At 53.9% G+C, this 12,007-nt stretch carries 15 protein-coding genes; 5 read left to right on the plus strand and 10 right to left on the minus strand.

Translation table 11 applies throughout. The annotated features are described in order from the left end of the window. Nucleotides 1–54 precede the first annotated feature (54 nt). Together pyrC and WC813_00135 are read right to left on the minus strand one after the other, a co-directional pair. Nucleotides 55–1,080: a dihydroorotase gene (gene pyrC / locus WC813_00130; protein ID MFA5946416.1), complete on the minus strand. Its 1,026-nt coding sequence runs from the start codon at nucleotides 1,078–1,080 to the stop codon at nucleotides 55–57. Nucleotides 1,081–1,107: 27 nt separating this feature from the next. Next, on the minus strand, nucleotides 1,108–2,070 hold the full coding sequence (locus WC813_00135; protein MFA5946417.1) for a hypothetical protein: 963 nt from the start codon (nucleotides 2,068–2,070) through the stop codon (nucleotides 1,108–1,110). A gap of 64 nt (nucleotides 2,071–2,134) precedes the next feature. Between WC813_00135 and WC813_00140 the strand changes: the two genes are divergently transcribed. Further along, nucleotides 2,135–2,590 (plus strand): hypothetical protein, encoded by a 456-nt coding sequence (locus tag WC813_00140; GenBank protein MFA5946418.1) that lies wholly within the window; start codon nucleotides 2,135–2,137, stop codon nucleotides 2,588–2,590. 94 nt (nucleotides 2,591–2,684) lie between these two features. Here the strand turns inward: WC813_00140 and WC813_00145 are convergent, their stop codons facing one another. Genes WC813_00145 through WC813_00160 form a run of 4 tightly spaced genes read right to left on the minus strand, consistent with a single transcriptional unit; the run spans nucleotide 2,685 to nucleotide 4,679 of the window. Next, on the minus strand, nucleotides 2,685–3,323 hold the full coding sequence (locus tag WC813_00145) for a hypothetical protein (GenBank protein MFA5946419.1): 639 nt from the start codon (nucleotides 3,321–3,323) through the stop codon (nucleotides 2,685–2,687). Between the two features lie 7 nt (nucleotides 3,324–3,330). Continuing rightward, nucleotides 3,331–3,726: a 6,7-dimethyl-8-ribityllumazine synthase gene (locus tag WC813_00150; GenBank protein MFA5946420.1), complete on the minus strand. Its 396-nt coding sequence runs from the start codon at nucleotides 3,724–3,726 to the stop codon at nucleotides 3,331–3,333. 18 nt (nucleotides 3,727–3,744) lie between these two features. Further along, nucleotides 3,745–4,353, minus strand: coding sequence for a riboflavin synthase subunit alpha (locus WC813_00155; GenBank protein MFA5946421.1), 609 nt, complete (start codon nucleotides 4,351–4,353; stop codon nucleotides 3,745–3,747). Beyond that, a complete protein-coding gene (locus WC813_00160; GenBank protein ID MFA5946422.1) occupies nucleotides 4,338–4,679 on the minus strand; it encodes a riboflavin kinase in 342 nt (113 codons plus the stop codon). Before WC813_00160 ends, WC813_00155 begins: the two co-directional genes overlap by 16 nt. 50 nt (nucleotides 4,680–4,729) lie before the next feature. Between WC813_00160 and yjjX the strand changes: the two genes are divergently transcribed. Continuing rightward, on the plus strand, nucleotides 4,730–5,257 hold the full coding sequence (yjjX, locus tag WC813_00165) for an inosine/xanthosine triphosphatase (GenBank protein ID MFA5946423.1): 528 nt from the start codon (nucleotides 4,730–4,732) through the stop codon (nucleotides 5,255–5,257). Here the strand turns inward: yjjX and WC813_00170 are convergent. Then, a complete protein-coding gene (locus WC813_00170; GenBank protein ID MFA5946424.1) occupies nucleotides 5,254–5,826 on the minus strand; it encodes a Fe-Mn family superoxide dismutase in 573 nt (190 codons plus the stop codon). The two genes, yjjX and WC813_00170, sit on opposite strands and share 4 nt — an antisense overlap. Nucleotides 5,827–5,889: 63 nt before the next feature. On the opposite strand from WC813_00170, the gene tsaD reads away from it, so the two are divergent. Then, a complete protein-coding gene (tsaD, locus tag WC813_00175; GenBank protein ID MFA5946425.1) occupies nucleotides 5,890–6,951 on the plus strand; it encodes a tRNA (adenosine(37)-N6)-threonylcarbamoyltransferase complex transferase subunit TsaD in 1,062 nt (353 codons plus the stop codon). Then, entirely contained in the window at nucleotides 6,948–7,379 is a 432-nt protein-coding gene (gene tsaE, locus WC813_00180; GenBank protein ID MFA5946426.1) for a tRNA (adenosine(37)-N6)-threonylcarbamoyltransferase complex ATPase subunit type 1 TsaE, read from the plus strand. The genes tsaD and tsaE overlap by 4 nt, the downstream gene beginning before the upstream one ends. On the opposite strand, the gene WC813_00185 is transcribed toward tsaE, so the two are convergent. From WC813_00185 to WC813_00195, 3 genes are read right to left on the minus strand one after another with little or no spacing between them, the layout of a single operon-like run. After that, the gene (locus tag WC813_00185; protein ID MFA5946427.1) at nucleotides 7,376–8,080 is read right to left on the minus strand and encodes an RsmE family RNA methyltransferase; all 705 of its coding nucleotides are present in this window, start codon (nucleotides 8,078–8,080) and stop codon (nucleotides 7,376–7,378) included. The two genes, tsaE and WC813_00185, sit on opposite strands and share 4 nt — an antisense overlap. 3 nt (nucleotides 8,081–8,083) lie before the next feature. Beyond that, complete coding sequence (locus WC813_00190) at nucleotides 8,084–9,949, minus strand: GspE/PulE family protein (GenBank protein MFA5946428.1); 1,866 nt, start codon at nucleotides 9,947–9,949, stop codon at nucleotides 8,084–8,086. Nucleotides 9,950–9,952: 3 nt separating this feature from the next. Beyond that, nucleotides 9,953–10,945 (minus strand): hypothetical protein, encoded by a 993-nt coding sequence (locus tag WC813_00195; protein MFA5946429.1) that lies wholly within the window; start codon nucleotides 10,943–10,945, stop codon nucleotides 9,953–9,955. A 261-nt stretch (nucleotides 10,946–11,206) separates the two neighbouring features. On the opposite strand from WC813_00195, the gene WC813_00200 reads away from it, so the two are divergent. Further along, nucleotides 11,207–11,995: a hypothetical protein gene (locus WC813_00200; protein MFA5946430.1), complete on the plus strand. Its 789-nt coding sequence runs from the start codon at nucleotides 11,207–11,209 to the stop codon at nucleotides 11,993–11,995. Nucleotides 11,996–12,007 lie beyond the last annotated feature (12 nt).

Here is a 12,007-nt window from a genome sequence, read left to right on the forward strand (position 1 = left end):
AAAAAAGAACCCGCCGCCCAGCTTTCGCAGGGCAGGCGGGCGACGGGCACGGGACTAACTCTTGACCTGCCAGAGAATAGTTTCACCGGCCATGAAGGGGATGACGCCGGATATTTCTCCCGGCATCCGCCAGCTCGTTTTTTCGAGCATGACGGTTCCCTTGTTCAGCGGGAGTCCATAGAACTCTGCACCGAATCGGCTCGTGAAGTCTTCCAGGCGTTTGAGGGCGCTCTGGCGTTCGAACAGCTCAGCGAGGAGGGGGAGAGCCACGGGCGCGGTGAAGATGCCGGCGCAGCCGTCCGCGCACTCCTTTTTTTCCTTGAGGTGCGGCGCGCTGTCCGTCCCCAGGAAGAACTTTCTGTTGCCGCTCGTAGCCGCCGCGACGAGTGAGGAGCGGTCCGTAAACCGTTTGGCCACCGGCTTGCAGAAGTGGTGCGGCTTCAGCATGTGGCCGATGACGTTGTTCAGGGTCAGGAACAGGTGGTGCACGGTGATGGTGGCGGACACGTTGTCCGGCATCGCCATGACGTTCGTGACTGCAATGGTGGTCGTCACGTGTTCAAGGACTATCTTGAGTTTCGGGAACGTTTGGTTGATCCAAACCAGGATGTCCATGAAAGCAGCCTCCCGATCCAGACAGTCGAGCGTCTGGGACGGGTGTTCACCGTGGAGGGAGAGGATCATGCCGACCTCTTCCATGGCGCCGAAAACGTCGTGCAGAGAGCGGTAGTCTTCCACGCCGTTCTCGGAGTTCGTGGTCATGCCTTTCGGGTAGACCTTGCCCACGCGGACGCCACGGTTCATGGCGAACTTGATGTCTTCCGGTTTGGTGTTGGGAATCACCTGGAGGGACATGATGATGGTTGGGCGCCTGGGGTACAGGTGCATGGCGGACACGATTTCTTCCATGTACCGGCTCGCGTCATCCGCGTTCAGGACCGGCGGAACGATGTTCGGCATGACCATGAGCCGGCCGAACCCCGCAGAATGCGGAAGGACGTCCTTCAGCATTTGGCCTTGGCGCAGATGGACATGGAAGTCATCTGGCTGGCGAATGGTCAACGTCTGTGTTTCTGACATGCGTACTCCTTGCCGTTGTCGAGACGGCTATTTACTGAGGATACTGTGAGCGTAACGGATGGTGGACTGCACCCGCCAGGGGCGGAGCATGGCCATACAGCCAAGGGAGACGCTGTTCGCCCCCGCATTGACCAGGGTCAGCACATCGCGCGGGCAGAGGATGCCGCCGCCGGCGTTGATGTGTTTGGTTACGCCGAGCGCCCGAAGGCGCAGGACGTATTCGGCGACGAGCGGGAGGAGCGGAGCTCCGGAGAGACCGCCACCGCCCAAGTGGGCGAGGGGCGAGGTCTTCCCGTAGAGCTTGTCCCAGTTGATCTTGTCCGGGAGCTTCCCGAACTTGACCGTGTTGCTGACGCAAAGCGCGTTGCACACGTTGTGCGCCGCAATCTCCGCTACTGCCTTCGGGTCCATGTCGATGCTCACCTTCACGATGACTGGTCGTTTGATGATGGACATGGCGTCCAAGAAACGAGCAGCTTCCTTGATGAGCTTTCCCGTATCCGCGTCCGTGTTCGGACAGGACAGGTTCAGCTGGATGCCGAACTCGCCTACAAACGCGCGATTGTGCTGGCTCAGCAGGTTCGAAAACTCGACTACCTCCGCCAGTTGCTCTTCCGGGCTACCAGCCACCGTCATGAAGGAGGTCATGAAAGGCATAGTGCGGTTTTGCCACCGCCTGGTGGCCAAGAGTTTTTCAGCACCAGGACCCGAGAGACCCCAGGCATTCAGCGTGTACCCGTACCAGAATCCACGGACACCCACATGGACGCTTTTTGGGAACATCTCGAGTGGTTTGAAGTTGTCGTCAAGCGGCGTGTTGCCAACGCGCTCCTTGAGCGTGGTGGTTTTCGCCACGAACGTTAGGCCGTCAAAGTCCGGCGCTAGGGGGCCGAGATACCGGTGGAACCGATACCCCTCCCCAAAGAATCCCTGTACGCCAGACGCACCCCAGACGGGGCCGAACAGACGGCTGATTTCATCGTTATCCAAAGAGCACCTCCGCGCGAGAGTTTAATGTATACGTGGACTTTGTGCTAGTCTGTAGGGAGGAGGTGTGAGATGCATTGGAGGGCGCATGGGACAGCGGTTGCTCTTCATGATGGTGCTTCTTACGCCCTACGGGTGCAAAGAAGCGACTGAACCCGACCGTTTCGAGCCTGTCGGGATCTACTCAGGACCGGTCACGCTCGACGATACGTCCGTTATTGTGACGGACGTGGACGAGGCGGTGCTGACGGTAGTGTTTGTGGACTGCGAGGGCGTCACGTGTGCGGAGGTTATGCTCGATGGGACTATCGAGACCGCACTCGGGGACATTGGCGACGGCACGATGCCGGTTGAAGAACTCGTGTTCGATGACCGGCGTGTTTCTGGGAAACTGGAGTACAACGGCTCCTTGCATTCAGTGAAAGGTACGTTTTCAGAAGACGGCCTCTCACTGGACGCCAAAATCAGTTTTATCGGGCACATTATTCTGGACCTTTCGGCCGACGCCGCCGAAGCAGAATGACCCGCGTTCTCAGGGCACCAAGTACGCTTGGTGCCCTTTACTATTTAAAACAGATGCCCGCCATCCCTTGTGGGGAGGCGGGCGTGAGATTGAACTACATGGATGCGGCGAGGACGGCGGTGCAGCCATCCACGAAGAACGTGAGGGAGTTCCGCTTGAACAGCATGTTTTTTTCGGTTGCGGCACGGCCGTCCCCGTGCATGTGGCGCGGGTTGAACTTCGGCTCGTTGGCCACCGCGGCGCTGATGTCTGAGAGGTACGTCTGCGCCGGTTTGGCGTAGATGCTCTGTTTCGGCACGGTGGTGTTTCCCTCGCGGAGCCCGAGGATCATGGTGTTCTTGAAGTACGTACTTTCCTCGATGATTCGGAAGACCGTGTGATCCCAGTCCACTTCCGGGATCTTTTCCTCGAGCGGGATGACGAGGAGATCCGTCGCGAACGGGTCTGCCGGGTACCCGTGGGGCTTCCCGACTCCGATCAGGAACTCTTTCGGGCCCACAGTGATGACGCTGAGCTCTTGGTAGCTCATGACGCCCGTGCGGGTCCGGTGACCGTCGCTGTCATCTGCCACCTCCGCGCTCGCACCCGCAGGCGGGGCGTAGCGCAGGGTGCGAGCAGGAAACCGGGTCACGAGACCCAAGTAGATGCCGTCAAAGAGCTGCCAGACATTCAAATGTTCGCTTTCCATTGAACCTCCGGCAGGGAGGGTACTAAAAACACTGCTTTTGCGCAATTATTTGCTATCCGAGCATCTTCGCCGTGGCTTCAACCGCGGCTCTAGCATAGGGGAGGATGCGGGTGGGAATTTGGTCGGGTTCAATGTCGGGGCCCAGGATTCCTAGGCCGATGGGTTTCATGAACTCAAGCTGGAGCTGGATGACGGCGTCCATGACGGACTGACCCATGACAAAGCCGTGTTTGGTGCCACCTTTTTCAATAATTCCAAGAGCGACTGCACCGTCGATTTCCGGTTTCATGAGGAGACGCTTGAGAGCGAGAGGTTTTTCAACTGACCCCGGCACCCAGACTTCCTCGACAATCGTAAGGCCGAGTTCGGCGGCAGTTTTTCGGGCTTCTTCAAGCATCATGGTGACTTCTTTGATGTGAAAGGAGCCGAGGACGATGGCGATGTTCATATTTATTAAAGGCGGGGTTTAAAACCCCGCTTTTTTGGTGGTTATGTGTTCGATAGTATCGACAATGGTTCGGGTTTGTTGGTCTATCTCGACGTTCACCAGATCGCCAACTTGAGCTGAGCCGAAGGTTGTTCGTTCGAGGGTCTCCGGTATCAGTGAAACCGAGAGTGGCGAGGTAGAGATGACGGTTAGACTGACGCCGTTTAAGGCGATGAAGCCTTTCGGGAAGATGTATTTGGAAAGTTCGGCGGGGGGTTCGAGCGTGATGGTGACGTTGTTTTCTGTTTTTGTGATGTCGAGGATCCTCGCGGTGCCGTGAACGTGGCCGGAGACAAGGTGGCCGCCCACTTCGTCACCAACTTTGAGCGAGCGCTCGACGTTGACTTGATCGCCGGTCTTGAGGGAACCGAGAGTTGTGAGGTCGATGGTTTCTTGCATCACATCGAACGTGATGTGATCGCCTTCAATCGATACCACCGTGAGACAGACGCCGTTCACGGCAACGCTCGCGCCCGTTTTTAGGCCTTCGACTATTTCTTCTGGGACTGAAATAGAAACATGCATCATGCCGGGCTCGACTATGATATCCGCGATAGTTCCTTGGGCTTGGACTATTCCTGTAAACACAGTTTTACTTTTTTGAGATCTTTTTGAATTTTATCGCGCATCTGTTCGACAGAGATCATGGGGTCAATATCGCTGACCTTGTCTAGGATTTCGACCGTGATGGTTTGGCCATAAAGGTCGCCGGAAAAGTCTAGCAAATGTGCTTCTAGTTTGTCTTTGCTGGCGCCATAGCAGATGGCTGCGCCGTAGGTTTTATTGCTAACGGTGACTTTGCCTGAATAGATGCCCGGTCTAAACCAGCCACCAATAGTGATATTAGCGGTTGGCAGGCCGTAGATGGGGCCAGCCTCGCCCTTACCTTTTTCTACAATTCCTGAAACCATCATATATATCCACACTAGCACTTGGGGGTTATTTTGATAAGATACAGCTAATTATGATGAAAATTGTTGTTTCTTCAAAGAATCCAGTGAAGATTAATTCTGCCCTACTGGGGTTCCAATCGATGTTTTCTGAAGAACAGTTTGAAATAGTCGGTGTCTCGGTTCCGTCTGGCGTGCCTGACCAGCCACTTGGTGATGAGCAAACGTTGCTTGGAGCGATGAATAGAATGAATGGCATTCTGACTCTTGGCGAGGCTGATTATTACGTGGGGATTGAGGGTGGAGTTGAACACGTCGGTAATGATGTCGAGGTTTTTGCTTGGGTAGTGGTGCGTGGGCCAGATGGGCGAGTTGGGAAGGCAAGAACGGGAATGTTTTTATTGCCAAAGAAATTGGTCGAGCTTGTGAGGCAGGGGGTAGAGCTTGGGACGGCATCGGATATGATTTTTGATGAAAGTAATTCCAAACAAAAAGGCGGCACGGTCGGCGCCCTTACTTCTGGCGCCATTGACCGCACCGCCTATTATCATCACGCTGTAATTTTAGCCCTATTGCCGTTTAAGAATCCTGACTTGTACTAGGTAAGACGGTTTTCGACTACGCCCCAGTTCACATTCGCGAAGAACGCCTTAATGTAGTCGCCCTTCTGTGCGGGGACGTAGTCAACCATGAAGGCGTGCTCCCACATGTCCATAGCGAGGATGACGTCTGTGCCGGCCAGGTGGCCTACTTCGTGATCGCTGACCCAGATGATACGTATTGAGTCGTTTTTCGAATCTCGAACGAGCAAAACCCACCCGATTCCGCGCATGAGACCCACGGCGGTGAGTTCGGCCAAGAATTTGTCGGTTGATCCGTACTGATTTTCGATGGCCGTCTTTAATGCACCATCCGCCATGACGCCATCGCCGCTGAGTGCCTCAAAATAGAGTTCGTGCAAGCGCATGCCGTTGAATTCAAAAGCGTACCGGCGAGTTAATTCGGAGAGCGCGAGGGCGTTTTTCTCGGAGTCAGCTTTGAGTTCGTCGATTTTGGTTGCGAGCGCGTTTACGTTTTTCACGTAGCCAGCGTAGAGCTTCAAATGCACGTCGATTTGTTTAGCTGAGAGACCTTTGAGTTCGAGAAGTTCGAACTTCTGTTCCGTGTACATAGATGCAAAAGTGTTATTGTCTAGGCTTAGTCTATCCGGTACAGTAGTGTTCGACAAGCAATTATGCGCATACTCGGGATTGAAACAAGTTGTGATGAAACGGCCGTGTCCGTTTTAGAGGGCGAAGGCGAAAAGCTGACGGTTGTTTCGTCATATGTGCGTACCCAAATCGATATTCATGAAGTGTATGGGGGAGTGGTGCCGGAAGTTGCTGCGCGCGAGCACTTGCAGATGCTTTTCCCTATGCTTCATAAGGCAGTTTCGCTAACGGGCGAGGGGATTGATGCGATTGCCGTGACTACGGGTCCCGGTCTTGCACCTGCTCTCCGAGTCGGCACTGAAGCTGCAAAGGCACTCGCGTATGCGTGGGGGAAACCGCTCGTGCCCGTCTGCCACCTTGAGGGTCACATTTACGCGGCGTGGCTTGCGCGGAGCGGTGAGAGCGTGGCAAGCCACGCCCGTACACCAAGCTTTCCGGCTTTGTGCCTTATTGTGTCTGGCGGCCACACAGAATTGGTGTTGATGAAGGGCCATGGTGACTTCGAAAGACTTGGCGAGACGTTGGATGATGCGGCCGGGGAGGCGTTCGACAAGGTTGCGAAGATGCTGGGACTTGGTTATCCCGGAGGACCAAAAGTTGCGCAGTTGGCCATGGATGGAGATGCTAAGGCTTTTGATTTCCCGCGGGCGATGCTTGATAGCAAGAATCTAAACATGAGTTTTTCTGGTTTGAAGACGTCCGTTCTCTACACGCTTCGCGAGAAGGAATCAGAGATTGATAATCATGCGTTTCGCGCGAATATTGCCGCTTCATTTCAGGAGGCCATTGTTGATGTGCTCGCCAAGAAGACGTTGGCGGCTATCAAAAAGCACAAGCCGGTTTCGTTGATTCTCGCCGGGGGAGTGGCGGCGAATATTGCGCTGCGGGAAAGATTGTTGAAGCTAGCCGAGGAAACGGGTGTGGTGTTGTTCTTGCCGCCTTTTGAGTACTCGCTCGATAATGCGGCGATGATTGCAGCGGCGGGATATTTCCGTGCACGTGAGACGAAGGGGTTTGGCGGCGCCAAACCCTTACTTCCGGATCCAACTCTCGTTAAAGTCGATCCGAACATGGATATCGTATGATTACCCATTCTGCAGAAGAGACGAAAGCCCTGGCCGCTGAACTCGCCAAGTCCCTGAAGGGCGGGGAAGTGATTGCGCTCGTTGGCGATCTCGGGGCGGGTAAGACGACCTTTGCCCAGGGGCTAGTTGTTGCCCTTGGAAGCACGGCGAGGGTCAAGTCCCCTACGTTTACCGTCATGAATGAATATAAAATTGATCCGCCAACGCGGAGTTTAAACCCCGCCATCGCGAGGGTGGTGCACGTTGACTTCTATAGGTTTTCTGACGAGAGAGAACTCGGCGCGCTATCCCTTGACGATGAAAAGCGACCAGATACCGTCATTCTTGCGGAGTGGCCCAATATTTTTAAAAAGGACGTCTTGACGCCGGATATCACGGTGAAGTTTGAATACGGGGAAGGGGACGAGAGAAAGATTGAGATCAGCTAGGTGAATCGCAAGAGTGTGACGCCAACCATGGCTGCAGTCTCAGCGCGGAATACTAAGTCGCCAAAGGTGACGATGTGCGCGTGGGCGTCTTTGAGGGTCGCGAGTTCTTCGTCCGTAAAGCCGCCTTCGGGTCCGATGAATAAGGCAATCTCGCTTGTTTTGTGGATTTTAGGAAGCATTGATCCTCCTGTTTCATGCATGGCGATGCGCACCATTCCGTCCGTGTGACCAACAGCCGCGCCGAGGGACATGGGATCGACCAGGTTGGGGAGCGTGAAGCGTCCGGACTGTTCGCTCGCTTCTTTTAGGATGAGATGAAGCCTTGGCGAATTTTCCTTTGTCCGCTTAATCGTTCTATCCGTAAGAATAGGAATGAACTCCGTTGCGCCGAGTTCTGTGCACTTTTCCAGCATCCATTCGAAAGAATCCCGTTTAGTCACGGCTGCGCAGACTGTAATCTTTGGCGCGACGGGTTTACCGACGATCGAACCAGCGATTACGCCCATGACCGCAGACCGGGTGATCTCGGTGATCCTGCACGCGAGTTCAGTATTGTCGTTCGTAAGTAATGAAATCTGATCGCCGGCCTTCATGCGGAGCACAGCGACGATCTGTTTGTGTAAAGGCCCAGCTGGAATACAAAACGCCTCAGCCGAGCTTGCAATCCACTCAGCGGGAACAAAGAAACGTGCAGTTCGCATAGGCTATAGACCGACAATTCTCTTCACTTCGTCCACTGATGTTAATCCTTCGGACGCTTTTAGTAAACCATCCTGGGCCATGGTGACCATGCCTTGTTTTTGGGCGATATCGCGCATCTGATATTCAGAAATACTGCCGCCAAGAATGGCTTTTTCAATTTCTGCGTCCTTAATGAGAATTTCATAGGCACCCACGCGGCCTTTGTAGCCGGTGTTATTGCACTTGTCGCAGCCTTTGGGTCCGTAGAATTGCAGTTTGGAGGTACCAACTTTTGGTTCGCCGGAATTTGGGGAGATTGCGTCAAGCTGTTTTACCACTTCAGCCATGAGCTCTGGTTCAAGGGTGATGGGCTGTTTGCATTCCTGACAGAGTTTTCGGAGGAGGCGTTGACCCATGATGGCGTTGATAGCTGGCGCAAGCAGGTGAGGGGCAACACCCATGGACATGAAGCGGGGAACGGCGCCGGCAGCGTCGTTGGTGTGGATGGTTGAAAGCAACATGTGACCCGTGAGCGCGGCCTGAATAGCAATCTCCGCAGTTTCGAGATCTCGGATTTCGCCGACCATAACAATATCTGGGTCTTGGCGAAGGATGGAGCGCAAACCTTTGGCGAAGGTGTAGTCTTTTTTTGAGTCGATTTGCGATTGGTTGAGACCTTCGACCTTATATTCCACCGGATCTTCAAGCGTAATTATCTTAGTGTCCGCTGTATTCAAACGCTTCAAAATTGCGTAAAGCGTGGTCGTTTTTCCAGAACCAGTTGGTCCTGTCGTGATGATCATGCCGTTTGGACGCTCGACTTCCTTCAAAATCTTCTTCAGTGCCGGCGGACGGAAACCGAGCTTTTCAAAATCAAGCATGATCGTGTCAGGATTCAGCAAACGCATAACTACAGACTCGCCGTACGCAGTTGGGATTGTCGATAAACGCACGTCGATCTTTTTGTTCTTTTGGAAAATGGTGAAGCGGCCGTCTTGCGCTTGATCGATCACGTTAATCTTCAGGGATGCGATGAGCTTGATTCGGCTGATGAGCTTTTTCCACTGGTTACTATCTAGTTTGGCGATTTCTTGCAGAATGCCGTCCACGCGGAAACGGACGGCGATGCCCGATTCTTCAGCTTCGATGTGAATGTCTGACGAACCAAGCTTGAGCGCGGCCGCGATGACAATCGAGAGGACCGAGGTCACTGTTGCTTCCTTCACCATCTTGGCGATTGACGCGGTGTCCGTCATCTCAGCGGCGTATTTGGCTAACTCGTCCTCCGTAATCTGTACGCCCTTCACGATGATTTTAATCTGCGGGAGCGCGGCATACAGCTTCATGGCCTGGTTGAAGCTTTCTTCGGAAATCAAATACAAAGCGGCGTGCGTTTTATTGCGTTCTTCAAGCGCGAACATGAGTTCTTTTACTTTTGGATCATCTGGTCGCATGGTGCCGACGCGCATTTCTGGGCCATTGAACAAGAAGACGACCGTTTGCAGTTCCTTTGATTGCTCTTCCGGGATCAGGCCAATTGCTTCCGGGCTTACCGGGAAGCCTTTGAGGTTAATGGTGGGGATGCCAAGCGAGGCCGCCATTTTTTCTGTTTCCTCTTCTTTTTCGCCCTTCTTAATGCTGGACATCTTTTCAGCAAGTTTTGCCGTTGTGTCGTCATCAGAAAGATGGAGGCCTGATGGGGGAGTAACCGGCGAGGACGCAACGACCTGAGAAGGCGGGGTTTTTAACCCCGCATTTACATCGGGCGTGGTCACAGGTGTTGCAACCGACGCCGTAACGGGCGGGACCTTCACTTCACCCTCAACCGGCGCCGAAGGGGCGGTACGTTTCTTGAGTAAGTCGGCAATTGAGGGAAGATCGGCGGACACAGGCTATTTTTGTGCAAAGAATCTAGTTCCGTGCGCGTGGAGACGCGGGCGTACAGGAGACTTAGCTTTAGAGAGTTTATAAACGAGTTCAGTCCAGGCAGATAGGGTGAAGGTGGTCACAAACCCGGCGGTACCAATGGTGAAAGTTAGGAACGAAACGATTAGGCCTAGACTGACTGCGCTAACGGCCGTGAGCGAGCCGGAAGAAATAGCTAGACCAAAAAGGAAAAGGAATGGGACGGCTATGGCCACGATGCCGAGTACAAACCCCACGGTAATCAAGAAGTTTATTCCGAAGAGTATAGCCGACATTTCAAGCGAAACTGCTTTGTGGTCGCTAAATAGTTTCCAACCGTCTTGTATGGCGTCTACCAGTCCGTCATTAGCTTTAGCAACTTGAACTAGCGAGAAGACTTCAAGCACGTTCAGGGCAAAAACGATGGCGACGATTGAAAAAGCAAAGATAAAACCAAAGAAAGCATCAGAAATAACGGTCGAAGTATTCAGACTTTGGAGCATGAGCGAACCTACCATGAGCGTATTGACGATCAATAGTTTGAAGAACAGATTGATCACGAATAGCCTAATAAGTCTTGGCTGTTCGGCTTCATTTGCGAGTACTCGGAGCGAGAGTTTCGTTTTTTGCTGAGTGGCCCGATGAATGGCCCGCAGAATGACGTGTTGCGCGGTGGTGATAATGAAAACAGCAGAAGAAACTATTATTGCTAAGAGAAAAAAAGAGGCAATCGCATTTTGCGGAGTGGAAGCGACTAGATGTCCAAAATAAATTTGAAAAAATGAGATAAAACTAAACGCCCCCCCACCAGTTTCCGGAAACGCTAACGCGCCATTTCCTTGGGTAATGATGTCATTAAGCACCGTGCCAGTGCCAGCGATACCCGCTACAGCCGCAATAGGCCAAAGCTCCTTGTGGAGCCAAGCCGTTTTCAGGGCACGCAAAATGATTGGCCTGTAGAGAGGCTGATCGGACTTCATGCCCACCAAGTATACAACAGGTGAATAGTGCGTATTGGACCCCGACGTTAGGAGGGGTCTAGAGGTGGATGGATTGGTGGCATGTGCACAACGCCCGGGTCGACACCAGGCGATGCGGGTTCAAATCCCGCTGTGTCCACCAGATTATTTTTTATGATTGACAAATTCTTTATTTGTGCTAATATAAGTCGTTTCTGAGTCGTCATAAGGACGACCCGGAAGCATGCCGACACGGCGGAAACCGTGGACCAGGAGGTTGTCATGAGTACGAATAATCGGCGGATGGAAAGGCTGTTGCCGCACATGAACGGAGCAGCCGCGGCGGCTCTCGCCGGCATGTCGGCCTCCACGCTTCAGCGTCTGATCGAGATGCCGCGGGATGAACTGGCGGCCGCCATCGCCCGCGCCTTGGACGGAACGACGACGGCCGTGCGACTCCCAAAGTTTGAGGAGTCCCCGCTGCATGCGGAGGCTCGCGCCCTCATGGGCGAGAACTTCCTGGGCATCCCGGAAGTGCTCAAGACCTTCGGCGTGATCACGCAGGCGGAGGTCGACGAGCTGGTGCACATTCCGTTCTCCGAGCACACGCTTCAGCACTGCAAGGACACGCACTTGCTCATTGCCGATGTGGGTTCGTGCATTCAGGAGTTGCGCAAGATGAGGCCGAATTTGCTGATTCGTACGGGCGACACGGCCTGGGATAAGCCTTTCGGTAAACGCAATCCGAGACCGAGCTGGTTGCTCATTCGGAAGACACGGGTTCCTGGCTCGGCGTACAAGACGTTTGAGGAACAGTGCCGGCTTTTGCCTGCGCTCGAAGACGTGCCAACGGCTCGGCAGCTAGTCTACGCGACCATGGTTACTTACGTTGCGACCGGCAGGGTTCTCTGTGGTCACTTCCAGGTTCCCACGTCCGATTTCGATGAGATCTACCGCGTGTACGTGGGCGCTACGGAGGACATTCTGTTCACTACCGTGTACCGCGGCGAGGATAGCGGTCCCCGCAATCCCGACATCCACCTGATTACCATGCAGAAGTTCGACGCCTGACGTTTGGTTCCA

It is taken from the genome of Patescibacteria group bacterium (assembly GCA_041659765.1).
GTDB lineage: Bacteria > Patescibacteriota > Patescibacteriia > UBA9934 > UBA9934 > JAGORL01.